This window comes from Streptomyces piniterrae, from assembly GCF_005048155.1.
Classification (GTDB): Bacteria; Actinomycetota; Actinomycetes; order Streptomycetales; family Streptomycetaceae; genus Streptomyces; species Streptomyces piniterrae.
Map to the genome: position 1 here is coordinate 235,443 of NZ_SUMB01000002.1, position 25,925 is coordinate 261,367.

General features: G+C 70.9%; 23 protein-coding genes and 1 pseudogene. 15 read left to right on the top strand and 9 right to left on the bottom strand.

Going from position 1 to position 25,925, the window contains the following annotated elements; genetic code table 11:
* The first annotated feature begins 51 nt into the window (after positions 1-51).
* The 10 genes from hpnC to FCH28_RS05475 all read left to right on the top strand — a co-directional run bounded on the left by hpnC (position 52) and on the right by FCH28_RS05475 (position 13,027).
* Positions 52-954 (top strand): squalene synthase HpnC, encoded by a 903-nt coding sequence (gene hpnC / locus FCH28_RS05430; RefSeq protein ID WP_136739113.1) that lies wholly within the window; start codon positions 52-54, stop codon positions 952-954.
* Positions 951-1,904, top strand: a complete 954-nt coding sequence (gene hpnD, locus FCH28_RS05435) for a presqualene diphosphate synthase HpnD (RefSeq protein ID WP_136738555.1) — start codon at positions 951-953, stop codon at positions 1,902-1,904. The genes hpnC and hpnD overlap by 4 nt, the downstream gene beginning before the upstream one ends.
* Before the next feature lie 100 nt (positions 1,905-2,004).
* Positions 2,005-3,480 (top strand): hydroxysqualene dehydroxylase HpnE, encoded by a 1,476-nt coding sequence (gene hpnE, locus FCH28_RS05440; protein ID WP_136738556.1) that lies wholly within the window; start codon positions 2,005-2,007, stop codon positions 3,478-3,480.
* Entirely contained in the window at positions 3,477-4,598 is a 1,122-nt protein-coding gene (locus FCH28_RS05445) for a polyprenyl synthetase family protein (RefSeq protein ID WP_136738557.1), read from the top strand. Before hpnE ends, FCH28_RS05445 begins: the two co-directional genes overlap by 4 nt.
* A gap of 105 nt (positions 4,599-4,703) precedes the next feature.
* On the top strand, positions 4,704-6,731 hold the full coding sequence (gene shc, locus FCH28_RS05450; RefSeq protein WP_136738558.1) for a squalene--hopene cyclase: 2,028 nt from the start codon (positions 4,704-4,706) through the stop codon (positions 6,729-6,731).
* Positions 6,731-7,387 carry a phosphorylase family protein gene (locus FCH28_RS05455; protein ID WP_136738559.1) on the top strand — a complete coding sequence of 219 codons (657 nt, stop codon included), beginning with the start codon at positions 6,731-6,733 and terminating at the stop codon, positions 7,385-7,387. Before shc ends, FCH28_RS05455 begins: the two co-directional genes overlap by 1 nt.
* 5 nt (positions 7,388-7,392) lie before the next feature.
* Positions 7,393-8,418 carry an adenosyl-hopene transferase HpnH gene (hpnH, locus tag FCH28_RS05460; RefSeq protein WP_136738560.1) on the top strand — a complete coding sequence of 342 codons (1,026 nt, stop codon included), beginning with the start codon at positions 7,393-7,395 and terminating at the stop codon, positions 8,416-8,418.
* Positions 8,419-8,535: 117 nt separating this feature from the next.
* A complete protein-coding gene (gene dxs / locus FCH28_RS05465) occupies positions 8,536-10,419 on the top strand; it encodes a 1-deoxy-D-xylulose-5-phosphate synthase (protein ID WP_136738561.1) in 1,884 nt (627 codons plus the stop codon).
* Entirely contained in the window at positions 10,416-11,798 is a 1,383-nt protein-coding gene (locus FCH28_RS05470; RefSeq protein WP_136738562.1) for an aspartate aminotransferase family protein, read from the top strand. The genes dxs and FCH28_RS05470 overlap by 4 nt, the downstream gene beginning before the upstream one ends.
* An 8-nt stretch (positions 11,799-11,806) precedes the next feature.
* Entirely contained in the window at positions 11,807-13,027 is a 1,221-nt protein-coding gene (locus FCH28_RS05475; RefSeq protein ID WP_342781577.1) for a serpin family protein, read from the top strand.
* A 102-nt stretch (positions 13,028-13,129) separates the two neighbouring features.
* Here FCH28_RS05475 and FCH28_RS05480 read toward each other — a convergent pair whose 3' ends face one another.
* Entirely contained in the window at positions 13,130-13,936 is an 807-nt protein-coding gene (locus tag FCH28_RS05480; protein WP_246102431.1) for a tyrosine-protein phosphatase, read from the bottom strand.
* A gap of 282 nt (positions 13,937-14,218) precedes the next feature.
* Here FCH28_RS05480 and FCH28_RS05485 point away from each other — a divergent pair, with 282 nt between their 5' ends.
* On the top strand, positions 14,219-15,019 hold the full coding sequence (locus tag FCH28_RS05485) for an SGNH/GDSL hydrolase family protein (RefSeq protein ID WP_136738564.1): 801 nt from the start codon (positions 14,219-14,221) through the stop codon (positions 15,017-15,019).
* 67 nt (positions 15,020-15,086) lie between these two features.
* Here the strand turns inward: FCH28_RS05485 and FCH28_RS05490 are convergent, their stop codons facing one another.
* On the bottom strand, positions 15,087-15,548 hold the full coding sequence (locus tag FCH28_RS05490; protein WP_246102433.1) for an ATP-binding protein: 462 nt from the start codon (positions 15,546-15,548) through the stop codon (positions 15,087-15,089).
* Positions 15,549-15,684: 136 nt separating this feature from the next.
* Here FCH28_RS05490 and FCH28_RS05495 point away from each other — a divergent pair, with 136 nt between their 5' ends.
* From FCH28_RS05495 to FCH28_RS05505, 3 genes are read left to right on the top strand one after another with little or no spacing between them, the layout of a single operon-like run.
* Positions 15,685-16,554: a helix-turn-helix domain-containing protein gene (locus FCH28_RS05495; protein ID WP_136738565.1), complete on the top strand. Its 870-nt coding sequence runs from the start codon at positions 15,685-15,687 to the stop codon at positions 16,552-16,554.
* A 7-nt stretch (positions 16,555-16,561) separates the two neighbouring features.
* The gene (locus FCH28_RS05500; RefSeq protein WP_136738566.1) at positions 16,562-16,840 is read left to right on the top strand and encodes a DUF397 domain-containing protein; all 279 of its coding nucleotides are present in this window, start codon (positions 16,562-16,564) and stop codon (positions 16,838-16,840) included.
* On the top strand, positions 16,837-17,742 hold the full coding sequence (locus FCH28_RS05505; protein WP_281289678.1) for an SAM-dependent methyltransferase: 906 nt from the start codon (positions 16,837-16,839) through the stop codon (positions 17,740-17,742). Before FCH28_RS05500 ends, FCH28_RS05505 begins: the two co-directional genes overlap by 4 nt.
* Before the next feature lie 306 nt (positions 17,743-18,048).
* Here FCH28_RS05505 and FCH28_RS05510 read toward each other — a convergent pair whose 3' ends face one another.
* From FCH28_RS05510 to FCH28_RS05540, 7 genes and pseudogenes are all read right to left on the bottom strand, one after another.
* Positions 18,049-18,810, bottom strand: a complete 762-nt coding sequence (locus FCH28_RS05510; protein WP_136738567.1) for a class I SAM-dependent methyltransferase — start codon at positions 18,808-18,810, stop codon at positions 18,049-18,051.
* Between the two features lie 54 nt (positions 18,811-18,864).
* A pseudogene (locus tag FCH28_RS05515) lies at positions 18,865-19,790 on the bottom strand (STM4011 family radical SAM protein).
* Between the two features lie 11 nt (positions 19,791-19,801).
* The gene (locus FCH28_RS05520) at positions 19,802-21,274 is read right to left on the bottom strand and encodes an STM4012 family radical SAM protein (RefSeq protein WP_136739117.1); all 1,473 of its coding nucleotides are present in this window, start codon (positions 21,272-21,274) and stop codon (positions 19,802-19,804) included.
* Between the two features lie 5 nt (positions 21,275-21,279).
* Positions 21,280-22,086, bottom strand: a complete 807-nt coding sequence (locus FCH28_RS05525) for an STM4013/SEN3800 family hydrolase (protein WP_136739118.1) — start codon at positions 22,084-22,086, stop codon at positions 21,280-21,282.
* A 64-nt stretch (positions 22,087-22,150) separates the two neighbouring features.
* Positions 22,151-23,332 carry an STM4014 family protein gene (locus FCH28_RS05530; protein WP_136739119.1) on the bottom strand — a complete coding sequence of 394 codons (1,182 nt, stop codon included), beginning with the start codon at positions 23,330-23,332 and terminating at the stop codon, positions 22,151-22,153.
* A 76-nt stretch (positions 23,333-23,408) separates the two neighbouring features.
* Positions 23,409-24,362, bottom strand: coding sequence for an STM4015 family protein (locus tag FCH28_RS05535; RefSeq protein WP_136738568.1), 954 nt, complete (start codon positions 24,360-24,362; stop codon positions 23,409-23,411).
* A gap of 63 nt (positions 24,363-24,425) precedes the next feature.
* The gene (locus FCH28_RS05540; RefSeq protein ID WP_136738569.1) at positions 24,426-25,157 is read right to left on the bottom strand and encodes a sulfite exporter TauE/SafE family protein; all 732 of its coding nucleotides are present in this window, start codon (positions 25,155-25,157) and stop codon (positions 24,426-24,428) included.
* Between the two features lie 339 nt (positions 25,158-25,496).
* Here FCH28_RS05540 and FCH28_RS05545 point away from each other — a divergent pair, with 339 nt between their 5' ends.
* Entirely contained in the window at positions 25,497-25,823 is a 327-nt protein-coding gene (locus FCH28_RS05545; RefSeq protein WP_136738570.1) for a hypothetical protein, read from the top strand.
* Positions 25,824-25,925: the final 102 nt, after the last annotated feature.

Genomic DNA, 25,925 nt, shown 5'->3' on the forward strand with positions numbered 1-25,925 from the left:
GACAGGCGCGCGGTGGTCTCCGGCGGGCCGGCGGACGCCCAGTCGCGCACCGTGCTCGACCAGGCCGCACACGAGAACTTCCCGGTGGCGCCGTTCTTCCTGCCCCGCGCCTGGCGCGCCGACCTGATGGCCGTCTACGGCTTCGCCCGGCTCGTCGACGACATCGGCGACGGCGACCTCGCCCCCGGTGGCGGCGATGCCGTACTCCTCGGCCTCGACCGGGCGCAGCATGGGGGTACCTCCCGCTCGAGCGCAGCCGAGAGTGGGGGAGACCGGCCGGCGCTGCTCGATGCCCTGGAAGCCGACCTGCACCGCGTCTTCAGCGACCGCGCGCCCGGCCCCCGGCATCCGCTGATGCGCCGCCTCGGCCCGACCGTCCGCCGCCGCGCGCTGACCCCCGAGCCGTTCCTCGACCTGATCGAGGCGAACCGGCAGGACCAGCGGGTCTCCCGCTACGGCACCTACGACGACCTGGCCGCCTACTGCCAGTTGTCCGCCAACCCCGTCGGCCGGCTCGTCCTCGCCATCACCGACACCGCGAGCCCCGAGCGCATCCGCCGGTCTGACGCCGTCTGCACCGCGCTGCAGATCGTCGAACACCTCCAGGACGTGGCCGAGGACCTGGCCCGCGACCGCATCTATCTGCCCGCCGAGGACATGAAACGCTTCGGCGTCACCGAAGCCGATCTGGCCGCCCCGAGCGGGGGCGCATCGGTGCGCGCACTGATCGCATACGAGGCGGAACGCGCCGGTGAGCTGCTGAATGAAGGCGCCCCGCTGGTGGGTAGCGTCCACGGCAGACTCAAGCTGCTGCTGGCCGGCTTCGTCGCCGGCGGACGCGCCGCACTCCAGGCGGTCGCGGCCGCCGATCACGACGTACTTCCTGGACCGCCCAAACCGACCACGCTCAGCCTGCTGCGCGCGGTGGGGGCGACATTGCGAAGAGAGGGGTGAGCCGGACCGTGGAGGCAACCGCACCCGCGTCCGCGCCGGTGCTCGCTGCGTACCGCTACTGCGAGGCCATCACCGGGCAGCAGGCACGGAACTTCGCCTACGGCATCCGGCTGCTGCCCGCCGACAAGCGGCAGGCCATGTCGGCGCTCTACGCCTTCTCCCGCCGGATCGACGACATCGGCGACGGCATCCTGGAGCCCACCGCCAAGCACGAGCGCCTCGCGGAGACGCGGGCGCTGCTGGCGCGCATCCAGGACGGCCGGATCGACGAGGACGACACCGACCCGGTGGCCGTCGCGCTCGCCGACGCCGCCCGCCGCTTCCCGCTGCCCCTGGGCGGCCTCGACGAACTGATCGACGGCGTACTGATGGACGTTCGCGGCGAGACCTACGAGACCTGGGAGGACCTCGAGGTCTACTGCCGCTGTGTCGCCGGGGCCATCGGCCGGCTCTCGCTGGGCGTGTTCGGCACGGTGCCCGGCGCGCCGGACGCCGAGCGAGCCTCCGAGTACGCCGACACCCTCGGGCTCGCCCTCCAACTGACCAACATTCTCCGGGACGTTCGCGAGGACGCGGGCAACGGCCGCAGCTACCTGCCGGCCGAGGACCTCGCCAAGTTCGGCTGCGCGGACGGCTTCCACGGCCCCGTCCCGCCGGCCGGCTCCGACTTCACCGGCCTGGTCCACTTCGAGGTCAGCCGCGCCCGCGCGCTGTTCGCCGACGGCTTCCGGCTGCTGCCGATGCTCGACCGGCGCAGCGGCGCCTGCGTGGCCGCGATGGCCGGCATCTACCACCGGCTGCTCTCGCGGATCTCCGCCGACCCCGAGGCGGTGCTGCGCGGACGGGTCTCGCTGCCCGGCCGGGAGAAGGCGTTCGTCGCGGTGCGCGGACTGTCCGGGCTGGACGCCCGCGCCATCGGCCGCAAGCAGGCCGTCAGGAGGCGCGGATGATGCGCCGGACCGCGAACGACAACGGAGATCCCGCATCAGCGCGGCGGGCAACCCTCCCCCGGACGGCTGCGTCCCTCACTGACGTAAGGGGGGAGAACGCATGACATCCGGAGCCACCGGGCGCGATCCGCACCGCGCACGGGCGGCGGACCGCCGCCGGGGAGCCACCGCGGTGGTCATCGGCGGCGGCCTCGCCGGCACCACGGCCGCGCTGGCGCTGGCCGACGCCGGGCTGCGGGTCACCCTCGTCGAGGGCCGGCCCCGGCTGGGCGGACTGGTCTTCTCCTTCCGCCGCCACTCCGCCGCCGGCGAGCTGAGCGTCGACAACGGCCAGCATGTCTATCTGCGCTGCTGCACCGCCTACACCGCCTTCCTGAAGCGCATCGGCGCCGCGCATCTGGTGCCCCTTCAGGACCGCATGGACGTCCCGGTCCTGGACGCCGACCGGATGCGGCTGGGCCGGCTGCGCCGCACCGCGCTGCCCGTCCCGCTGCATCTCGCCAAGAGCCTGGCCGGCTACCCGCACCTGTCGCCCGCCGAGCGGGCCGGCGTCGTACGCGCCACCCTCGCGCTCAAGGGACTGGACCCGGCCGACCCCGCGCTGGACGGCGTCGACTTCGGCAGCTGGCTGCGCCGGCACGGCCAGTCGGCCCGCGCGATCGAGGCGCTCTGGGACCTGGTCGGCATCGCCACCCTCAACGCCACCGCCGGCGACGCCTCCATGGGCCTGGCCGCCAAGGTCTTCAAGACCGGACTGCTCTCCGCACCGGGCTCCGCCGACATCGGCTGGTCCCGCGTCCCGCTCGGCGAGGTCCATGACACCGCGGCCCGCACGGCCCTGGAGAAGGCCGGCGTCCGGATCGCGCTGCGCACCCGCGCCGGCGCCCTCACCCGTACCGACGGCGGCTGGCAGGTCTCGGTGACCGACGGCCCGCACAGCACCGAGCAGCTCACCGCGGACACCGTCGTCCTCGCCGTGCCGCAGCGCGAGACGCACGCCCTGCTGCCCGAAGGAGCACTGGCCGACAAGGACCGGCTGCTGGACATCGGCACCGCGCCGATCCTCAACCTCCATGTCGTCTACGACCGCCGGGTGCTGCGCCGCCCCTTCTTCGCCGCGATCGGCTCTCCCGTCCAGTGGGTCTTCGACCGTACGGCGGCCTCCGGGCTGCCAGGCCCCGCCGAGCAGTCCGGGCAGCGCGAAGGAGCCGGCAGCCAGTATCTGGCCGTCTCGCAGTCCGCCGCGCAGGAGGAGATCGACCAGCCGGTCGCCAAGCTCCGCGCCCGCTATCTGCCCGAGCTGGAGCGGCTGCTGCCCGCCGCCCGGGGCGCCAGGATCCGCGACTTCTTCGTCACCCGCGAGCGCACCGCGACCTTCGCGCCCACCCCGGGCGTCGGCAGACTGCGCGCCGCCGCCCGCACCCAGACCCCCGGCCTGTTCCTGGCCGGCGCGTGGACCGCCACCGGGTGGCCCGCGACCATGGAAAGCGCTGTTCGCAGCGGCACCACAGCCGCTCGCGAGGCACTCACCGAACTCGGCTGCCCCCAGGGCCAGTTGCCCCAGGAGGCGGCATGACAACGGGTACGAGCACTCGCACGAGCACGAGCATCGGAAACAGAGGAGAAACCGTGCATCCGGCTTCCCCAGCTATCGACACCGAGAGCGTCACCGCGCTGCTGGAGCGCGGGCGGACACTCGCCACTCCCGTGCTGCGTGCCGCCATTGACCGGCTCGCCCCGCCCATGGACACCGTCGCCGCCTACCACTTCGGCTGGATCGACGCCGCGGGCCGCCCCTCGGCGGGCGACAGCGGCAAGGCCGTCCGCCCCGCGCTCGCCCTGCTGTCCGCGGAGGCCGCGGGCCGGGCCCCCGAGGTCGGCATCCCCGGCGCGGTCGCCGTCGAGCTGGTGCACAACTTCTCGCTGCTGCACGACGACCTCATGGACGGCGACGAGCAGCGCCGGCACCGCGACACCGTCTGGAAGGTGCACGGCCCCGCCCAGGCCATCCTCGTCGGCGACGCGCTCTTCGCGCTCGCCAACGAAATACTGCTGGAACTGGGCACCGTCGAGGCCGGCCGCGCCACCCGCCGGCTCACCGTCGCCACCCGCAAGCTGATCGACGGTCAGGCCCAGGACATCTCCTACGAGCACCGCGAGCGGGTCACCGTCGAGGAGTGCCTGGAGATGGAGGGCAACAAGACCGGCGCGCTGCTGGCCTGCGCCGTCTCCATCGGCGCGGTGCTCGGCGGAGCCGACGACCGCACCGCCGACACCCTGGAGAAGTACGGCTACCACCTCGGCCTCGCCTTCCAGGCGGTCGACGACCTGCTCGGCATCTGGGGCGACCCGGACGCCACCGGCAAGCAGACCTGGAGCGATCTGCGGCAGCGCAAGAAGTCGCTGCCGGTCGTCGCCGCGCTGGCCGCCGGCGGACGGGCCTCCGAGCAGCTGGCCGGCATCCTCGCCGCCGACGCCAAGAAGAGTGAGACCGAGATCGCGGACTTCACCGAGGAGGAGTTCGCCTTCCGCGCGGCCCTGATCGAGGAGGCCGGCGGCCGCGAGTGGACCTCCGAGGAGGCCCGCCGGCAGCACGCCACCGCCATCGCCGCGCTCGACGAGGTCGAGATGCCGGAAGAGGTCCGCGCGCAGCTCGTCGCGCTCGCGGACTTCGTCGTCGTACGGGAGCGATGATCACTATCGACAGTAAGTAGTTCGCAGTCGCCGGCCGGTGCCCGCCGGGCGCCGGCCGACGGAATCCCTGAGCACGCTTCACAGTTCACTGCAGAAGGGGAAGCCATGACAGCGACGACCGACGGAAGCACCGGGGCGCTGCCGCCCCGGGCCCCTTCGGCCAGCGATGCCACCGCTGAGAACACCGCGAGAAGAGAAGAGAGACGGCCCGCGGCACCGGATGCGGCGCCGCAGGACACGGCCGCCGCCGCACGGCGCGCGACCGCCCTCGCCACCGAGCATCTGCTCTCCCTCCAGGACCCCGCCGGCTGGTGGAAGGGCGACCTCGAGACCAACGTCACGATGGACGCCGAGGACCTGCTGCTCCGTCAGTTCCTGGGCATCCAGGACCCCGAACTCACCGAGGCAGCGGCCCGCTTCATCCGCGGCGAACAGCGCGCCGACGGCACCTGGGCCACCTTCTACGGCGGGCCCGGCGAACTCTCCGCCACCATCGAGGCGTATGTGGCCCTGCGGCTCGCCGGTGACGCCCCGGACGCACCGCACCTGGCCAGGGCCTCCGCCTGGATCCGCGAACAGGGTGGCATCGCCGCCGCCCGCGTCTTCACCCGTATCTGGCTGGCGCTCTTCGGCTGGTGGAAGTGGGACGACCTCCCCGAACTCCCCCCGGAACTCATCTACTTGCCCAAGTGGTTCCCGCTCAACATCTACGACTTCGGATGCTGGGCACGGCAGACGATAGTGGCGCTGACCATCGTCTCGGCCAAGCGCCCGGTACGCCCCGCGCCGTTCGCCCTCGACGAGCTGCACACCGATCCGCGCAACCCCAACCCGCCGCGCCCGCTCGCCCCCGCCACCAGCTGGGACGGCGTCTTCCAGCGGCTGGACAAGGCGCTGCACGTCTACCACAAGGTCGCCTCGCGCAAGCTGCGCGGCGCCGCGATGCGCTCCGCCGCCCGCTGGATCATCGAGCGGCAGGAGAACGACGGCTGCTGGGGCGGCATCCAGCCACCCGCCGTCTACTCCATCATCGCGCTGCACCTTCTAGGCTACGACCTCGACCACCCCGTGCTGCGCACCGGCCTGAAGTCCCTGGACCGCTTCGCCGTCTGGCGCGACGACGGCAGCCGGATGATCGAGGCCTGCCAGTCCCCGGTCTGGGACACCTGCCTCGCCACCATCGCCCTGGCCGACGCAGGACTGCCCGCCGATCACCCACAGCTGGTCAAGGCCGCCGACTGGATGCTCGACGAACAGATCCACCGGCCCGGCGACTGGTCCGTCCGCAGACCCCGACTCCCCTCCGGCGGCTGGGCGTTCGAGTTCGAGAACGACAACTACCCGGACATCGACGACACCGCCGAGGTGGTGCTGGCACTGCGCCGGGTCGCGCACCCCGATCCGGGCCGGGTCGACGCCGCCGTACAGCGCGCGGTCCGCTGGAACCTCGGCATGCAGTCCAGGAACGGGGCCTGGGGCGCCTTCGACGCCGACAACACCAGCCCGTTCCCCAACCGGCTGCCGTTCTGCGACTTCGGGGAGGTCATCGACCCGCCATCGGCCGACGTCACCGCCCATGTCGTCGAGATGCTCGCCGACGTCGGCCGTACGCACGACCCGCACACCCGCCGCGGCATCGACTGGCTGCTCGCCGAGCAGGAACCCGGCGGCGCCTGGTTCGGCCGCTGGGGCACCAACTACGTCTACGGCACCGGATCCGTCCTCCCGGCGCTCGCCGCGGCCGGCATCCCCGGCTCGCATCCCGCCGTCCGGCGGGCCGTCGGCTGGCTGGAGCGGGTGCAGAACGACGACGGCGGCTGGGGCGAGGACCAGCGGTCCTACCAGGACAAGAAGTGGGCAGGGCGCGGCGAGTCCACCGCCTCGCAGACCGGATGGGCGCTGATGGCGCTGCTCGCGGCCGGCGAGCGGGACGGCGAAGCCGTACGGCGCGGGGTCCGCTGGCTGGCCGAGACCCAGCGCCCGGACGGCTCCTGGGACGAGCCGTACTTCACCGGCACCGGCTTCCCCTGGGACTTCTCCATCAACTACCACCTGTACCGCCAGGTCTTCCCGCTGACGGCCCTGGGCCGGTATGTCAACGGCGGGCCGGCCGGTGCGCCCCTGGGGGCCTGATGCCGAGACGGCCCCCGCCGGACGCGGATCCGCCGCTGCTGGTCGCCTGCGCGCTCGGCATGGAGCGGCTCGCGCTCAGGGGCGGCGGCCGCGGCGGTGCGAGCCCGCCGCTCGTCATGCTCCGTACCGGCATGGGCCCGCAGGCGGCGGAGCGCGCCCTGGCGAAGGCGCTGCGCGAAGGCTCCGCCACCGCCCGTTCCCCGGTCGTCGCCAGCGGCTTCTGCGCCGGCCTCGCCCCCGGCATGCGGCCCGGGGACGTCGTCGTCGCCGAGACCACCCGCGACCACCGTCCGGCCGCACCGGAAGTGATCTGCCGCGACAACGGCCCCTTGCTGCGGGCCCTGCGGCAGCGCGGCCTGACCGTCCACACCGGTCTGCTGCGCGGCTCCGACCACGTCGTACGCGGCGCGGAGCGGGCCGCGCTGCATGCCGCGGGCGCCGTCGCGGTGGACATGGAATCCGCCGCTACGCTCCACGCCGCGGTGCGCGCCGGAATCCGCCCGGTTGCCGCCGTCCGGGTGGTCGTGGACGCTCCAGAACATGAACTCATGCGAATCGGCACCGTGCGCGGTGGAATATCGGCCTTCCGTGTGCTGCGCTCCGTTCTTCCCGTCTTTTTTGAATGGCACCGTTCTTTGCTGCTCCCCAGGAGGTGAGCCAGATGGCAATGCCGCTCCGTCAGTCCATCCGGGTCGGGACGTATCTCTTTGAACAGAAAGTGCTGCGGCGGCGCGAGAAGTTTCCGCTCATCGTCGAGCTGGAGCCGCTCTTCGCCTGCAACCTGAAATGTGAGGGCTGCGGCAAGATCCAGCATCCGGCGGGCGTCCTCAAACAGCGGATGCCGGTGGCACAGGCGGTCGGCGCGGTGCTGGAATCCGGCGCCCCGATGGTCTCCATCGCCGGCGGCGAGCCCTTGATGCACCCGCAGATCGACGAGATCGTGCGCCAGTTGGTTGCGAAGAAGAAGTACGTCTTCCTGTGCACGAATGCGATGTTGCTGCGCAAGAAGATCGACAAGTTCACGCCGTCCCCGTTTTTCGCGTTCGCGGTGCACATCGACGGGATGCGTGAGCGGCATGACGAATCCGTCGCGAAGGAAGGCGTATTCGACGAGGCGGTGGAGGCCATCAAGGAAGCCAAACGCCGCGGCTTCCGGGTCACCACCAACTCCACCTTCTTCAACACCGACACCCCGCAGACCATCATCGAGGTCCTCAACTACCTCAACGACGACCTCCAGGTCGACGAAATGATGCTGTCGCCCGCCTACGCCTACGAAAAAGCACCCGACCAGGAGCACTTCCTGGGCGTCGAGCAGACCCGGGAGCTGTTCAAGAAGGCGTTCGCCGGCGGCAACCGCAACCGCTGGCGGCTCAACCACAGCCCGCTCTTCCTCGACTTCCTGGAAGGCAAGGCGGACTTCCCGTGCACCGCCTGGGCGATCCCCAACTACTCGCTCTTCGGCTGGCAGCGCCCCTGCTACCTCATGAGCGACGGCTATGTCCCGACGTACCGGGAGCTCATCGAGGAGACCGACTGGGACAAGTACGGCCGCGGCAAGGACCCCCGCTGCGCCAACTGCATGGCGCACTGCGGCTACGAGCCGACCGCCGTCCTGGCCACCATGGGCTCGCTGAAGGAGTCCCTCCGGGCCGCCCGGGAGACCGTCGCGGGAAACCGCGGGTGATGTGAGGCGCGGCGGCGGGCCGGCGGCACCGGGACTCCCCGGCTCCCCGGCCGGCCGCCACCGCCGGCGCGGCACAGCTCGCGCGCGATCCACCGAACCATCAGAGGGGGACCGAACATGACGATGCTGGAGCACATCCGCGAACCCCGCGACCTCAAGATCCTGCCGGGGGCCCGGCTGGACGAGCTCGCCGAGGAGATCCGCCAGTTCCTGGTGCAGGCGGTGGCCCGCACCGGCGGACATCTGGGACCCAACCTGGGCGTGGTCGAGCTGACCATCGCCCTGCACCGGGTCTTCGACTCGCCCGCCGACCGGATCCTGTGGGACACCGGCCACCAGTCCTACGTCCACAAACTGCTGACCGGCCGCCAGGACTTCTCGAAACTGCGCGCCAAGGGAGGCCTCTCCGGCTACCCGTCGCGCGCCGAATCCGACCACGACATCATCGAGAACAGCCATGCCTCCACCGTGCTGAGCTGGGCCGACGGCCTCGCCAAGGCCAACGAGGTACGCGGCAGGAGCGACCACGTCGTCGCCGTCATCGGTGACGGCGCGCTGACCGGCGGCATGGCCTGGGAAGCCCTCAACAACATCGCCGCCGCCAAGGACCGCCCGCTGATCATCGTCGTCAACGACAACGAGCGCTCCTACGCCCCGACCATCGGCGGCCTCGCCAACCACCTCGCCACCCTCCGCACCACCGACGGCTACGAGAAGTTCCTCTCCTGGGGCAAGGACGTCCTCCAGCGCACCCCGGTCGTCGGACAGCCGCTCTACGAGTCGCTGCACGGCGCGAAGAAGGGCTTCAAGGACGCCTTCGCGCCACAGGGCATGTTCGAGGACCTGGGCCTGAAATACGTCGGACCGATCGTCGGGCACGACATCGCCGCCGTCGAGTCCGCGCTCCGCCGGGCGGCGAAATTCCACGGTCCGGTGCTGGTGCACTGCCTGACCGAGAAGGGCCGCGGCTACCAGCCCGCCCTGGAGGACACCGCGGACCGCTTCCACACCGTCGCCAAGATGAACCCGCTGACCTGCGAGCCCGTCGCCCCGCCCAGCGGCCCCTCCTGGACCTCCGTCTTCGGCGACGAGATGGTCAGGATCGGCGCCGAGCGGGAGGACGTCGTCGCCCTCACGGCCGCCATGCTGCAACCGGTCGGACTGGGCAGGTTCGCCGCGGCGTATCCGGACCGTATCTGGGACGTGGGCATCGCCGAACAGCATGCCGCGGTGTCGGCCGCGGGCCTGGCCACCGGAGGGCTGCATCCGGTCGTCGCGGTCTACGCCACCTTCCTCAACCGGGCCTTCGACCAGGTCCTGATGGATGTGGCGCTGCACAAGTGCGGCGTCACCTTCGTCCTCGACCGGGCCGGTGTCACCGGCGTCGACGGTGCCTCCCACAACGGTATGTGGGACCTGTCGGTGCTGGGCGTCGTCCCCGGCCTGCGGATCGCCGTCCCCCGCGACGCCGAGCAGCTCCGCGCCCAGCTGCGGGAATCCCTCGACGTGGACGACGCGCCGACCGTCCTCCGGTTCCCCAAGGAGTCGGTGGGCGAGCCGATCCCCGCGGTGGAACGGATCGGCGGCACCGATGTGCTGCACCGCACGCCGCAGCCGGACGTCCTGCTGATCGCGGTCGGGGTGATGGCGCCGGTCTGTCTGCAGGTCGCCGAGCTGCTCGCGGCGCGCGGCGTCGGTACGACGGTCGTCGACCCGCGCTGGGTCAAGCCGGTGGACGAGGCCGTCGTCGAACTCGCCGCACAGCACACCCTGGTGGCCGTCGTGGAGGACAACAGCCGTAACGGAGGCATCGGCTCGGCGGTCGGCCAGGCGATGCGCGACGCGGAGGTGGACGTGCCGCTGCGCACCTTCGGCATCCCCGAGCAGTTTCTGCCGCATGCCAGGCGCGGCGAACTGCTGGCGGACCTCGGCCTCACCCCGGCCGAGATCGCCGGCCGGATCAGCGGTGCGCTGGCCGCCCGTAAGGAGAACCCTTCATGACCGGATTCGACCTGGCCGAACTGCTCGCCGAACGCGGCGGCGAGCGCTACGACCTGCACACCCGCCACCTCAACCACCAGTTGCCGCGGATGCTGCACACCATCGGCTTCGACAAGGTCTACGAACGGGCCGAGGGCGCCCACTTCTGGGACGCGGACGGCCAGGACTACCTGGACATGCTCGCCGGATTCGGCGTGATGGGCCTCGGCCGCCACCACCCGGTCGTCCGGCAGGCGCTGCACGACGTGCTGGACGCCGCCCTGCCCGACCTCACCCGCTTCGACTGCCAGCCGCTGCCCGGCCTGCTCGCCGAGAAGCTGCTGACCTACGCGCCCCATCTGGACCGCGTCTTCTTCGGCAACAGCGGCACCGAGGCCATCGAGACCGCCCTGAAGTTCGCCCGCTACGCGACCGGCAGACCGCGCGTCCTCTACTGCACCCACGCCTTCCACGGCCTGACCACCGGCTCGCTCTCGGTCAACGGCGAGGCCGGCTTCCGGGACGGCTTCGCGCCGCTGCTGCCCGACACGGCGATCGCGATGGGCGATCTGGCCGCTCTGGAACGGGAGTTGAAGCACGGCGACGTGGCGGGGTTCGTGGTCGAGCCCATCCAGGGCAAGGGCGTGCACCCGACCCCGCCCGGCTTTCTGCGGGCCGCGCAGGAACTGCTGCACCGGCACAAGGCCCTGCTGATCGCCGACGAGGTGCAGACCGGCCTCGGCCGCACCGGCGACTTCTTCGCCTACCAGCACGAGGACGGCGTCGAACCGGACCTGGTCTGCGTGGCGAAGGCGCTCTCCGGCGGCTATGTCCCGGTCGGCGCGACACTCGGCAAGGACTGGATCTTCAAAAAGGTCTACTCGTCCATGGACCGCGTCCTGGTGCACTCCGCCAGCTTCGGGTCCAACGCCCAGGCGATGGCGGCCGGCCTCGCCGTACTCGCCGTCATGGAGGACGAACAGATCGTCGCCAACGCCCGGCACACCGGCGACCTGCTGCGCACCAGGCTCGCCGCGCTGACCGACAGATACGAGCTGCTGCATGACGTCAGGGGCCGCGGCCTGATGATCGGCATCGAGTTCGGCCGCCCCAAATCGCTCGGCCTGCGGAGCCGCTGGACGATGCTGCAGGCGGCCCGCAAGGGACTGTTCGCGCAGATGGTCGTGGTGCCGCTGCTGCAACGCCACCGCATCCTCACCCAGGTCTCCGGCGACCATCTCGAGGTCATTAAGCTGATCCCGCCGCTGATCATCGGCGAACGGGAAGTGGACCGCTTCGTCGACGCGTTCACGGCCGTCATGGACGACGCCCACAGCGGCGGCGGCCTGATGTGGGACTTCGGGCGCACGCTGGTCAAACAGGCGGTCGCCCAACGCTGACAACTCGGGTGGGGGAAGAGATGGTCGCCGAGACGACGGTACGTTCCGTCAACGACATGACGGCGCGCTGGGCGCGGGACGCGGTGGGGGAGCGGGGCACCGTACTCACCGCCGCCGGTGTCTGGCCGCTGCTGGCGCTGCTCGCCGGCCCGGCGACCGGCCCGGCCCGCAAGGAACTCGCCGACGCGCTGGGCACCGACGCGGAGCACGCCGTATGCGAAGGCTGCGACCTGCTGGCCGCGCTCGGCGCGGCGGACGGCGTCGATGCCGCACTGGGGCTGTGGACCCAGCGCACGCTGGCGCTGCGGCCCGAGTGGCTGTCCGGCCTGCCGCTGGATCTGCACGGCGAGCTGACCGGCGACGCCTCCGCCGACCAGGAAGCGCTGAACGCCTGGGCGCGGCGGCACACCGACGGCCTGATCGAGCGGATGCCGGTGCGGGTGACGCCCGACATGCTGCTCGTCCTGGCGAGTGCGCTGCTGGTGCGCACCACCTGGAAGAGGCCGTTCCGGGAGAGCCCGCTGCAGGTGGCGGAAGGCCCTTGGGCAGGACGGGACCTGACCGGCCTGAACTGCTACCGCCTGCCCGCGGAGCAGCTGCGGGTGCACCGTACTCCGGCCGGTCCGCTGACCGCCTTCGACGTCCTGGGGGAGAACGGTCTGGACGTCCAGCTGCTGCTCGGTCCCGAGGACATGACGGGTGGTGAGGTGCTGCACCACGGCCTGACGGTGCTGGGCGGCGGATATCCGACGGTGCCCGGCGCGGAGCTGACCGAAGGCGCAGGCCCCGGGCTCACCGTGACAACCATGCCGAGCTGGGACGGCTCATCGCGGGCGGACCTGAGCACCGTACGGTTCACCGTCGACGCCGAACACGACCTGCTGAAGCGGCCCGAGCTCTTCGGGCTCGAAACCGCCACGGACAACTCGCGAGGGCACTTTCCCGGCATCAGCGAGACGCCGCTCGCGGTGTCGTCCGCCCGGCAGGCGGCGACCGCGACATTCGGTCCGCTCGGCTTCCGGGCGGCCGCGGTCACGCCTGTGGCGATGAACGTGGCGGGCGCGCCCCAGATCCCCCCGAACGAGGCGCGGCTGGTGTCGGCCCGCTTCGACCGGCCGTTCGGCTTCCTCGCGGTGCACCGGGCGTCGGGGCTGGTGCTCGTCGCCGGATGGGTCACGGATCCGGACGGGTGGGACCACAGCCGTCCGTTCGGTCCTGGCATGTGGTGACGCGCCCGGTGCGATGACACGGCAACGGCCCGGTGGGACTGCCACCGGGCCGTCCGTCTCGGATGGTTCGCGGAACGCGCCGGTCGGCCGGTCGGCGGCCGTTCAGTCCGTCAGCAGCTGGGTGCGCAGCCGCTCGCGGGTCGCGGGCGTCAGCCGCAGCCCTTCGGTGAGGTAGTTCTCCGTCGATCCCCAGGTCTCGTCGATCGCGTCGAACGCCGCGTCGAGGTATTCCGTGTGCGCCCCGAACAGCGGCGACAGCAGCTCCATGACCTCCTGGGACATACCGGCCGCGGAGTTGTCGGAGCGACGGATCTTGTAACGGCGGCTGGGGTCGTTGGACTTGAGGTAGTCGGCTTCGATGGCGTCCCGCTCGACACCGACCGCCAGCAGCGTCACGGCGACGGACAGTCCCGCACGGTCCTTGCCGGCCGCGCAGTGCATCAGCGCGGGGACGCTGTCCTCGGCGAGCGCATGCAGCACCCGGCTGTGGTCTTCGGTACGCGTCGTGATGATGTTGCGGTAGGTGCGGGTCATGCGGGCCGACCCCTGGCCGTCGCCGAGCGCGGTACGCAGCTGGTCCAGTTCGCCGTCACGCACCATCGCCCAGAATTCGGCGCCGTCGGCCGGATCGGTGAGCGGGATGTTGACATTCCGTACGCCGGGAAGCGTGACATCGGGGCCTTCCAGCCCGATGTCCGAGGCGTTGCGGAAATCAAAGATGGTGTGCAGCCCGAGACCGGCGAGAAATGCGGCGTCCGCCTCCGTCGCATGCGCTAGGTGGCCGCTACGGAACAGGCGCCCGTGTTTCAGCCGCCGCCCGTCCGCCGTCGGCAGCCCGCCCACATCGCGGAAATTGCGCACCTCCGTGAGCACCGACTCGGTCGACGGGATCTGCGGCGTCTGCGTCACGGGCGCTCCTCGGGGTCGGCCGCCGACGCTGCTCGTCGACAAAAGCGGGCCACCTCTGACGATACGACATTCGTTCAAGGGGCAATCAAGCCGTAATAGCGTCGATGTGCGAGGTGTCGCCATTCGTGGTCCCTGGCGGAGTGATCGATGAACGGTCGGGGAGCCGTCCTGAACCGATCATTATTCCAACTTGGCGAGAATTTGACCGGGTGGCATTAATCACCTGCCGTCAACCCCTGGTTACGGTGGCGTAAGTCACTTCTCACGGTGAAGTATGTCCTGGTGGCAGACGATTCGAAGAACATCAAGAGCGGCGCCCATGGCGCCATCGGGTCGTACGCAGCCGTCGGGGACAGCTTCACCGAGGGGGTCGGGGATCCCGGCCGTGACGGGGCGTACATCGGTTGGGCGGACCGGCTGGCGGTCCTCCTGTCGGACGGGCGGGCGGAGGGCGACTTCCGCTACGCGAATCTGGCCGTCAGGGGACGGCTCCTCGACCAGATCGTCGAGGAGCAAGTGCCCCGGGCGAAAGAGCTGGCCCCCGCGCTGGTCACATTCTGTGCCGGCGGAAACGACATCCTGCGACCGGGCTCGGACCCGGACGCGGTGGCCGACCGCTACGAGCGGGCCGTCGCCGACCTGCGCACGTCGGTCGGTACGGTGCTGCTCTGCACCGGCTTCGACACCCGCGGCGTCCCCGTCCTCAAGCATCTGCGGGGCAAGATCGCGACCTATACGGCGCATGTCCGGGCCATCGCGGACCGGCACGACTGCCCGGTCCTCGACCTGTGGTCGCTCAAGTCGGTGCAGGACCGCCGGGCGTGGAGCGACGACCGGCTGCATCTGTCCGCCGACGGGCACACCCGGGTGGCGCTGCGCGCGGCCCAGGTGCTCGGTCTGCCGGTGCCGGCCGACCCGGACCAGCCGTGGCCCCCGGAGGCGGAGCGATCGGCCGCCGAGGCCCGGCGGGACAACATCCACTGGGCGCGCGAGCACCTCGTACCGTGGATCGGCCGCCGCCTGCGTGGCGAGTCCTCCGGCGACCATGTCGAGCCCAAGCGCCCCGATCTGCTGCCGCTGTAGGCCCGCACTCGGGTAGGTACGCACGACGACATGAGGCCCCGACGTCCGCCGATGGCGGAGCGGGGCCTCAGTGCGTTGCGGCGGTGTAGGGCAGATCCGCCCAGACGGTCCGGCCCAGGCCGCTGCCGTCGGGCCTCGACCCCCAGCTTTCGGACAGTGCGCCGACGAGGAACAGTCCCCGTCCGCACTCCTTGTCCACGCTGCCGGGCTGGACCTGCGGGGCCGATGCGCCCCCGCCGCCCTGGTCCGTGACCTCTATACGTATGTGCGCGCCGACGAGGGCGAGCTCACAGCCGACCTTCTCGCTGCCGGTGTGCCGTACCGCGTTGGTGAACAGCTCGGTCACCACCAACTCCACGTCGTCGCGGACTTGTTGATCCGCGCCCCATGCGCGCAGCAGCGCGCTGACGCGTCTGCGCGCCTCGGGAACGGACGTGCGTCGCGCCGGCAAATGGAACGCGTCCTGCGGGTGCTCGGCGACAAAGCCGCTACAGCGCCCTAACAGAGGAGCGTTGTTGGAGGAAGCCACTCCGTAACTATGTGCGATGTTGGTCGCCGATGGCAAGGATCACTCTGTAATTTGCAGAATTAGATATGCAGTCTGTTCGTGTAGCTGACGGCATGACACACTGCTGATCACATGAGCTAGTTGGAGGGGATCGGACGTGGCGGATCCACGGTCGGCAGGGGCGGCGCCGACCGTCCTGCGGGTGGTGCTGGGCAAGCGCCTGCAGGACCTGCGCGAGAAGGCGGGACTGTCGTTCGAACGGGCCGCCAAGGCCCTCGATGTGACCCATGCCACGATACGGCGCATGGAGAAGGCCGAGGTCGGCCTCAAGATCCCCTACGTCGAGAAACTGCTGGCGACCTACGGCGTCACCGACCAGTCCGAGATCGACGGTTTCCTCTCCCTCGCGCGCGAGGCCAACAAGCCCGGCTGGTGGCACAACTTCCGGGACGTCCTGCCCGAGTGGTTCAGTGCTTTCGTCAGCCTGGAGAGCGAAGCCAACCTCATCCGGGCCTACCAGCCGCACTACGTCCCCGGTCTGCTGCAGACCGAGGACTACGCCGCCGCCGTCCTGCGGGCCGGCATGCCGCACGCCCCGGCCGAAGACATCGACCGCATCGTGGCGCTGCGCCTGGAGCGGCAGTCCCTGCTGACCCGCGAGAACGCCCCGATGCTCTGGGTCGTCATGGACGAAACCGTCCTACGGCGCCAGATCGGCGGCCCCAAGGTGATGCGTGATCAGATCACCCGGATGATGGAGGCCACCGCGCTGCCGAACGTCCGGCTCCAGGTCATGCCCTTCGCCGCGGGCCCGCACCCGGCCATGTACGGGCCGTTCCACATCTTCCGTTTTCCGATTCCGGAACTCCCGGACATCGCGTACGCGGAGAGCCTCGTCGGCGCCGTGTACTTCGACCAGCGCAACGACGTCTCTCAGTTCCTGGAGGCCCTGGACCGGATGTGTGCACAGGCCGCGCCGGCACACACCACCGAGGCCATTCTGGGTGGCTTTCGCAAGGAGATCTGAACCCCCCATGGATCGCATACGTATCTACAACGGCATGCCCGCCAAAGAACTGGGCAACGAGGGCTGGCACAAACCGTGGAGCGGCGGAAACGGCGGTGAGTGTGTCGAGGCCATGCGGCTGGGGGACGGCAGAGTGGCGCTCCGCCAGTCCACCGACCCGGACGGCCCGGCGCTGATCTACACCCACCACGAGATGGTGAGTTTCATCGAGGGCGCGAAGGCGGGGGTCGCCGACTTCCTGGTCTCCGCGGCGCCGTGCCGGCACACCGAGCGGAGGACGGCATGAGCACGCAGGACATACCCCAGGGGGACCAGACCCCGGACGTTCCGCAGTTCCCGCACTATTCCCAGGCACCGGAGCACTCCGGCTTCTCTGCCGAGGAGATCGACACCAGCCGGCCGCATCCCGCCCGGATGTACGACTACTACCTCGGCGGCTGGGACAACTACGAGGTCGACCGGGTGGCCGCCGAGCGCGTCATCGAAGTCCACCCCCAGGTCCGGCTCAGCGCCCGCGCCAACCGCGCCTTCCTGCAACGGGCCGTACGCGAACTCGTCCGCGGCGGCATCCGCCAGATCATCGACATCGGCACCGGCATCCCGACCTCGCCCAACACCCACGAGGTGGCACGCGAGATCGCTCCCGACACCCGCGTCGTCTACATCGACAACGACCCGATCGTCGCCACCCACGCCGGGGCCCGGCTGACCAACACCGAGCGCACCAGCTTTGTGCTCGGTGACGTCCGCGACCCCAAGGCGGTCCTGGACCACCCGGCCGTCCGCGAACTGATCGACTTCGACCAGCCGGTGGCACTGCTGCTGGTGGCCGTTCTGCACTTCGTCCGGAGCGACGAGGACCCGGCGGCCCTCGTCGCCACCCTCGCCGACGCGCTCCCCGCCGGCAGCCACCTGGTCCTGTCGCATGCCACCGATGAGCCCTACGAGGCGTACGAGGCGGGCCGGACGGACGTACGGGCACGCGAAGGCGTGGTGAACGTCTACAAGAGCGCCACCGCCACCCTCAACCTCCGCTCGAAGACCGAGATCCACGACCTGTTCGGCCCGTTCACCCTGCTGGACCCGGGCGTCGTCCGAGTGCCGCTGTGGCGACCGGACGGCGATGTGCCCGGCCCGGAAGAGCTGAACAACATCATCTTCTATGGCGGGGTGGGCCGAAAGGACTGAGCGCGCCGGAAGGGCGCCGGGGCGGCGAGTTGTTGATTGCCTGCCCGTCGCTCGTCCCTCGTTCGCCGGTCGACTGTGAGGCGGGGGACCGCCAGGCCCGGGGAAGGCTGTGCCTGGGGAATAAGGCTGTGCTTGGGGAATCAGGCTGTGCCCGGGGAAAACAGGCTGTGCCCGGGAATACCGCCCACCGCCCCGGCGTTGTGGAACTGCAAGGGGGCCTCGCATCCCCTAGGGGATCTGTTCGAACATCCCCTAGGGGTATGACCGGGGCGTTTGTCGGTCTCCGACGTTAGGACACCGGGCAGGTCACGGACGAGTGGCCATCAACAGATCGACCACGTAGGTCTCCTCCAGCGTCTCGTCGGGGAACATTTCGCGCAGCTGCCCGCGCTCCTCGGAGAGAAAAGCCCGCTTGTCGTCCTCGGGAAGGACAAGGAACGACGAGTGGCTGCTGATATTGGCGAGGTGAGTGTCGAGGGTGACCATACGGCTCCACCGAACCTGGCGGCGGGCGACCCGGAGCCCTGACAGGCCCGCCAGCCGGATGGCGTCGCTGTCGTCGGGAAGCGCCCGAGGAGACGACTTCACTCCGCAGCGGCGCGCGATTCGCTCATGTTGCCCCCGGATCCAGGGCACGTCAAAGGCTGTGGTGTTCCACCAGATCGCGAGGGCACCGCCCGGAAGCAGCACCCGCAGCACCTCTGGGACCGATCGGGCGGTATCGGTCCACTGCCAGGACTGTGCGTAGGTGATGAGGTCATGGGAGGTATCCGCGAGGGGAAGAGCGTTGCCGTCACCTCTGAGGATCGGCACATCCGGGAGCAGAGTACGAAACTGGGCGGCCATGGCGCCGCCCGGCTCAACTCCGATCACGTCAGCCCCGCGCTCACGCAGCAGAGCGGTGGCGATTCCGGTGCCCGCGCCGATATCGGCGACGCGGGCACCGGCCAGGGGACGGCTCATGAACTGCGCGATGAAATCGAAGAGCGCGGGCGGATACGAAGGTCGGCCGGCCGCGTACTGGTCAGCGGCCGTGTCGAACGAACGGGCGCGCGAGCTGGCGGTCATCCCCACATCATCACCCTCTGCCCCGCTGACCGCCCGCCCGATGATCGATTCTGGTCACCGCACCAGCGGGCCGGGCGCCTGTACTCCAGCAGCCGTGGCCGTGTGAACGCGAGGCTCCGCCGCCGGGACCCGCTCCAGTACACCGCCCGCGAACACGTCGTACAGCGGCAGCGTTTCCAGATGGACGTAGCCGATGTGGCAGTCGCAGACGGCCAGCGGGCAGGTGCGCGGGCGGAGCGCCGCGCGGTAGCTGCCGTCGTAGAGATTGCCCAGCTCGGCGCGGACGAAATGGCAGCGGCGCACGGTGCCGTCGCCGTCCACGGAGATCACCGACTCACCCGTCCGGCACGGGAGACCGGCGCTCTTGTGCGGATGGCGGCTGAACGGGAACAGCGGATCCAGTTCCGTCCACAGGGCGGCCTCCGCATCCGTGTAGTCGCGGCCCTCGGCGGCGTTGACCCAGAGGTAGACCCCCTCGGGGAGGTCCGCACGCAGTCGGCGGGCATGTGCGAGGTGCTCGGGGAAGCCCACGATCCCCACGCTGAACCGGGCGCCGCGCTCGGCCAGCTCGCGGGTCTTCGCCAGAAAACGGTCGTACGGGGTCTGCCCGGGGTGGTACGTGCACCACAGGGCCAGCGTGTCCAGATCCGCCTCGGCCAGCCAGTCGGTGCGGCAGCTGAGATTGGTCTGGATCGCCACCCGCCGGATGTGCGGGAGCCGGCTCAGCTCGGCGAGGGTGCGGCGGTACCAGGAGCGGACCAGGCCCTCCCCCCAGGGCGTGAACAGGATCGACAGCCGGTCGCCCGGCCCGCTCTCGGGATCGTCCCCTTGCGCCGCGGCCCAGTCGGCGAAACGGGTCAGCGCCGCGCGGTCGGCACGCAGCTGCTCGCGGCTGTCCCGCCGCTTGGCGAACGGGCAGTACGGACAGTCGTAGTCGCAGGACGCCAGCGGGCCGCGCGGTACAGAATCGTCAAGTCCATGAAGCGGCGCCTTACTTGAGGTCGTAGGCGGCCATACGGGCCCGTACGGCGGGGGAGAACAGCATCGGTCCCAGGGCGTCGGAATACGCCAGTCCTTCCGCGGACAGCCGCAGCCGCCCGGGAGCCGCGGCGGTGTCCAGCCAGCCACGGTCGGCGAACCGGGCCAGTTCCGCCGGGAAGTCATCGGCGGGCGCACTGCCGAAGCGGGCACGGTAGTCCGCCGTCGCCATCCCCTCCGCCTGGAGCACCGACTGCAACAGATTCCGGCGCCGCGCCTCGTCCTCGGTCATCTCCCAGCCGAACTCGGCGTGCGCGAACGCCGAGGCCGGCCGGGATATGTAGTGGTCGATGATCGAGCGGATATCCGTCATGCCCACGGCGTAGTCGAAGGAGTAGTGCAGGCGGGAGGTGTAGGACCGGGCGCCGCAGCCCAGGCCGATCATGCCGTCGGTCTGGCAGGCGTGGTCGTCGCCGCCCGAGGCGGGCGTGGCGGCGCCCCGGCGGCGGAACATCCGCATGGACACCTGCTCATAGCCCGCCGCCAGCAGATGGTCACGGCCGTGGCGGTAGAGCCGCAGCCGCTGGGCGTCCCACTCGGGGTCCGGCGCGCCGGGATCCCGGCGGCCCAGGCCCGTCAGCGGGCGCACGTACAGCGGGTAGAGGTAGAGCTCCTCGGGGCGCCAGGTCAGCGCGGTGTCCAGGGACCGCTGCCAGCTGCGTTCCGTCTGGCCGTCGATGCCGTAGATCAGATCGATGTTGAGGACCGGGACGCCCGACTCCCGGATACGGTCCAGCGCGGCCGCCACCTCGTGCGGGTCCTGCGGGCGGACCGCCGCCCGCGCCTCCGCCTCGATGAAGCTCTGCACTCCGATGCTGATCCGGGTCGCACCGCGCTCGGCCAGGACACCCAGACGGTCCGCCGTGGCAGTCGACGGGGAGGTCTCCACGGAGAGCGGCACCGCACGCAGATCGGCGCCCATCCGCAGCTCCGCGATATCGCACAGCCGCGCCAGCTCACCGGCGCTCAGGAAGGTAGGGGTGCCGCCGCCGAAAGCCGCCGCGGCGAAGCGGGCGTCCGGGTGCAGGGCGTCCCGGACCGCGGCCGACTGGCGTTCCAGGGCGTCCAGATACTCCGAGGCCATGTCCCCGGGGGCGCCGATGCGGGTGAAGAGATTGCAGAAGCCGCAGCGCACCTCGCAGAACGGTATGTGGAGGTAGAGGGAGAGGGCGTCCTGGGGCTCGCTCGCCCAGAGGTCGCGCAGCGTGGGGCGGTCCGGGCGGGGGCGGTAGGCCGTTTTGTGGGGGTAGGCGTAGACGTAGTTCTCGTAGGGGGAGATGGGGCTCTCTTGGGGTGAGCCGGTGGGTGGTGGGGGAGGGGCGGGCGCGGTCCTGGTGGTGGGATCTGCTGCGTTGGTGGGATCGAGAGCCTTGCTGGGATCGGCAGCCTGGGCGGGATCGGCCGTGATCTGCGGGGCGGTGTTCATCGGGCTCATCCGGTGGCCCCGATCGTGAAATGGGCGTACGGGACGGTCCATACGGCCTCGTGGCCCAGGCGGTGGCCCGTATAGCCGTCGTCTCCGTACGTCGTGCCATGGTCGGAGCACACGATGGCGAAGCACGGACGGCGGCTGCTCGCGGCGGCGAGGAGCCGGCCGATGTGGCGGTCCACGTACTCCAGCGCGGCGGCATGCGTGGCGCGGCTGTCGCCGGCCTCCCGGGTGGCGCCGGGCAGATGGAACCAGTTCGGCTGGTGCAGTGCGGCGACGTTGACGAACAGGAACAACCGCTGCTCCGCCGGGAGCGCGGCGACCACCTCTTCGGCGCGGGCCACCTGCGCCTCGAACGAGGTCGTGGAGGCCACACCGAACTCGGGCTCCCAGTGGCTCTCCTGGAACAGCCCGGGGAGCACCGAACCGAGCGCGGCCCGCTGGTTGAAGAAGCCCACCCCGCCGATGCACACCGTCCGGTAGCCGGCCGCGGCCAGGCCGGAGACCAGGTCGGGGGTGTCGAAGACCCAGGTGCCGGGTGCGGTGGTCTCGCTGCCCGCGAACCGCGCCGCGAACAGCCGCGGATGCGGTCCCGGAGCCGCCGGGGTCGGCAGGAACCCGGCGAATATCGCCTGGTGGGAGGCGTAGGTGAAACTTCCGGGGGCGTGCCGGCGCTCCCAGCGGCCGCCGGGCAGATGGCGGGCGAGATGCGGTATCCGGCCGTCCGCCGCCAGCTCCTGGGCCACGTCGTAGCGCAGGGTGTCGAGCGTGACCAGAAGGAGGTCGTGGCTGCCCACGATCTCGTTCATGTCGGGGGCGGCGACCGCCGGTTCGAGGGCGTACGGCGCCGCTTCAGGGGTGCGCGGGACGGCTTCAGAGGTGTGCACGGTGCGTTCCGATCTTTCTGTTCTCGCTCGCGTGCACGCTCTTGCCCGCGTTCACGTCCGCGTTCTTGCTCAGCACGGCGGCGACCTGCGCGCCGTATGTGTCCAGGTCCTCGGCGCCACTCCCCGGCAGGCCGGTCAGCCGGGGCAGCAGATCGCCGAAGGCGTTGACCTCGCCCACGACGAATCGCCGCCAGCCCACGACGGGCAGCAGATCCACGCCCACGCACAGAGTGCGCGGGAAGCACGCCGCTGCCGCCTCGCAGACCGCCGGCGCATCGGCCCAGCGGGCCCCCGACGCCTCGACGGACGCACGCGCCGCCTCCAAGTCGCCACGCATGCCACCGAGATGGAGGTTGGTCATCGGAGAGCGGCTGGTACGTACGACGGCGTGGGTGGCGCGGCCGGCCACGACCACCACCCGCAGGTCGGCGACCCGGCCGGTCTGCGCCGCTTTGGGAATCCAGCGTTCGATGTGCAGACCGTCCGGCGCCAGCGCGTCGACGATGGCCGCGATCTGCTGCTCGCCCGTATAGCGGCGGACCCGGAGCGAGTTGAACAGGCTGCCGTCCGGGCGTAGTTCGACGGAGGTGGTGGCCCGAAACCGGTTGCGGCCGTCGGTCTCCAGCGCCAGCACGCCGGACGCCGAGGAGCCATGGGCCGGCTTGAGGAAGGCCCGCCGCAGACCCGCGTCCCGGAGCAGTTCCCTGGTCTCCGCCCACCCGCCGACGGTCGGCGCGGCCGGCCCGGAGGTGGGCGACTCGGGAACCGGCACCCCCGAGGCGCGCAGCACGCCATGACATCGCCGCTTGTCGAACAGCACCGCCAGTTCGCCCGGATCGTCCAGGAGCCCGGCGCCACCGGCCGAGGCGGCACGGGCGACCTCGCGCACGGCCTCCGTGAACCGGGCGTACCACCGGGCCGTGCCCTCCACCCTGGTCGGATCGACGACGCCCCGCAGCAGCCGCTCGACCTCGGCGTTCTCCCCGGGTGAGTCGATCCGTACGATCTCGTCGGCCGCGAACTCCGCACCCGAGAGGAGCACTTCGGCCCAGGGCAGCACACGCGGCGCGGGCAGTCCGGCGGCGCGCACCGCATCGGCGAACAGCGTCACCCGCCGGTTCTCGGGATTGCCGACCACGGCGAATCGGGGCACCGCGAATCCGGGCACGGCGAACCGGGGCACGGCGGTGCCGGCGTCATCGGGGCGGCCGACGGTGCTCACCTCCTCATCACCTGCCTGTCGCCTACTCGGTCACCGCGGCATACCGCCACACCGTGCCGTCGTCCTCGTCTTCTTCGCCCCGCTCATTGATCACGACCTCCACCCCGCTGGGCTCCAGGGCCACACGGATCCGCCGCACCATGGCATCGGTGAGGAAGTGGTGGTCCAGGTCGAGCCACTTGAGGTGGGTGAGCGGCTGGCCGCCGAGCAGCGCCTCCGCGCCGGCGTCCGTCAGGATGCCCATCGACAGGTCCAGCGTCTCCAGGCCCGCCACGACCGGAGCGGCGGCAACGGCAGCGGCGATCTCATCCTGGATCTCGCTGTTCTGCAGGCCGAGGTGGCGCAGCGCGGGGAAACGACTGCCGGCCAGCGCGGCGGCCAGATCCGTGACCTCGTAGTCCCCGCCGTACTCCGGAACACCCAGCCACAGCGTCAGCGACTCCAGCGCCGGGAAGTCGCTCTCGCATATCCCCCGGACCGCGGCGGCCGGCAGCCCGCCCGATTCGAACCGCAGCTCGCGCAGCGCCTCATGCCGTACGGGCGGGAAGACCAGGCCTTCCCCGCCCCGGACGGAGAGGCTCCGCAGCGCGGGGAAGGCTGTGAGCAGCGGCGTGACATCGGACTGCTGGATCCAGGAGATCTCAGACTCCTCCATCACCATGTCGCCGAGGAAGATCGCGCGCAGGCCGCCGAGCCGGTCCTTCGCGGCGACGATCGCCTCCACCACCACGGCCGAGGTGTTCTCGTACGTCTCGCCCCACGGACCCACGACCAGCGCGCGCACGCCGGAGAGCTCCACGGTCTCGGTGAAGCGCTGCCAGCGCTCCGCGAAGGTCTCCTCGTCGTCGTACGGATCGACGGACAGCCGCCAGGCGACCGCGCCGGGCTCGGGGAGGGTTGTCGTGTCGGCCGTGGCCTCGCGAAAGTCGTAGACGGGCAGGCCGTCCAGTTCTTCCACGTGTTCGTGGATGCTCATGGTCGATATTCCTATCAACAGCCACTGACAATTCCCTGCCTTGGCCTGCCGTGCCTCGTCCGCTCACCATCCCCACAGCCCCTTGCCGAGCGTGACCAGCGCGCCGGCCAGCGCGAGCAGCAGCACCAGCCGCCGGGCGGGGCCTTCCGGAATCCGTGCCGCGAGAGCTTTGCCGGTCACCGAACCGGCTGCGACGGCAACCGCGACCAGCAGCCAGGCGGCGGTCGAGAGTCGCGGCGCTCCGTTGGCCGCCAGGGACAGGGCGTTGACCAACAGGCCGTAGAACTGCGCGTTCGGTATGAACTCCCGGACCGTCCAGCCCGCGTTCACGGCGTAGAGGGAGATCGCCGGACCGCCCACACCGGCCGCGGAATTCATGAATCCGCTCGCGGCACCGGCGGCGAGCGCACCCTTCGTGCCGCGCAAGGAGGCCACCCGCACGCCGCGCATCACCACGAGTACGGCGGTGGTCATCAGCGCTCCCATCCCGGCCAGCAGCTGGGGTTCGGGGAGACGCCGTGCCACCCATGTGCCGACGGGTACACAGCAGCCGGCCGCGAGGACCAGCGGCAGCATCGCGCGCAGCCGTACGTCCCGCCAGCCGTCGGCGAGCCCCACCGCGCTCACGAGACCGGCCCCGCAGTTCGCCAGAGCGACGCCCTCGGACGGGCCCAGCAGCAGCACCAGTGCGGGCACCGCCACCAGCGCGAACCCGATGCCGGCCAGCCGCTGGACGGAGGACGCCGCCAGGACGATCCCACCGAGGAGCAGTTCGGCTGCCCAGGCACCGGTCACGGACGGCTCCTCACTCGTGGACGACCTCGCGCAAGCTTCGCCCTCCCGTCTCGATCTCTTCAACGGTTGGGGCGGCAGAGGTCGTTGGTGCCGGACGAGATCGTTGGCCCGAACGCGGCGGTTGACGCGGCGCGGTTCCTGCCGCCGTTGCCCCGCCCGCGCGGCGGCGACCCCCGCCACAGTCAACTTTCCGCAGGTCAGGGCGGATTGTCAGACCCACCCCCTAACGTTTTCGACATCGGCATCGCGGCGGACGAATGCGAGGGACGCGGACGAGCGCGAGCGGTGTGGATGTACGCGGACGGTACGAACGGGTGCCAACGAGGGGGAGGAACGGTCGTGTACCGACAGGGAGATGTGCTGATCGTGCCGGTCGAGGAATCGGCGCTGCCGGAGCATGTGAGCGGCCTGCCGGAGGAACCACGGGATGCGCGGGGGCGGATGGTGCTGGCGCTGGGCGAGGTCACCGGCCATGCCCATGCGGTGGTAGGCGCCGGTGCGCTGAAGCGCGAGACCGGGGCGTTCGGGCCCGCGCTGCTGCATCTGCCCGACGGCGGCCGGGTCGTGCATGAGGAGCATGCGGCGATATCGCTCCCCAAGGGCTGGTATCGCGTGGTGCGCCAGCGGGAGTACGTGCCGGGGTCCGTGCGACTGGTGGCGGACTAGCCGGGCTGGCTGGACGAGCCGGATGAGTCGGACGAGTCGGGCGAGTCGGATGAGCCGGGCCGGCGGGCGGACGGGGCGGTAGAGGCGACGGGTGGGCGGTAG

Excerpts from the sequence above, each read along its gene's own strand:
- hpnE (WP_136738556.1), top strand. The coding sequence starts at position 2,005 with ATGACATCCGGAGCCACCGGGCGCGATCCGCACCGCGCACGGGCGGCG.
- FCH28_RS05445 (WP_136738557.1), top strand. The coding sequence starts at position 3,477 with ATGACAACGGGTACGAGCACTCGCACGAGCACGAGCATCGGAAACAGA.
- shc (WP_136738558.1), top strand. The coding sequence starts at position 4,704 with ATGACAGCGACGACCGACGGAAGCACCGGGGCGCTGCCGCCCCGGGCC.
- FCH28_RS05455 (WP_136738559.1), top strand. The coding sequence starts at position 6,731 with ATGCCGAGACGGCCCCCGCCGGACGCGGATCCGCCGCTGCTGGTCGCC.
- hpnH (WP_136738560.1), top strand. The coding sequence starts at position 7,393 with ATGGCAATGCCGCTCCGTCAGTCCATCCGGGTCGGGACGTATCTCTTT.
- dxs (WP_136738561.1), top strand. The coding sequence starts at position 8,536 with ATGACGATGCTGGAGCACATCCGCGAACCCCGCGACCTCAAGATCCTG.
- FCH28_RS05470 (WP_136738562.1), top strand. The coding sequence starts at position 10,416 with ATGACCGGATTCGACCTGGCCGAACTGCTCGCCGAACGCGGCGGCGAG.
- FCH28_RS05500 (WP_136738566.1), top strand. The coding sequence starts at position 16,562 with ATGGATCGCATACGTATCTACAACGGCATGCCCGCCAAAGAACTGGGC.
- FCH28_RS05505 (WP_281289678.1), top strand. The coding sequence starts at position 16,837 with ATGAGCACGCAGGACATACCCCAGGGGGACCAGACCCCGGACGTTCCG.
- FCH28_RS05510 (WP_136738567.1), bottom strand. The coding sequence starts at position 18,810 with ATGACCGCCAGCTCGCGCGCCCGTTCGTTCGACACGGCCGCTGACCAG.
- FCH28_RS05520 (WP_136739117.1), bottom strand. The coding sequence starts at position 21,274 with ATGAACACCGCCCCGCAGATCACGGCCGATCCCGCCCAGGCTGCCGAT.
- FCH28_RS05525 (WP_136739118.1), bottom strand. The coding sequence starts at position 22,086 with ATGAACGAGATCGTGGGCAGCCACGACCTCCTTCTGGTCACGCTCGAC.
- FCH28_RS05535 (WP_136738568.1), bottom strand. The coding sequence starts at position 24,362 with ATGAGCATCCACGAACACGTGGAAGAACTGGACGGCCTGCCCGTCTAC.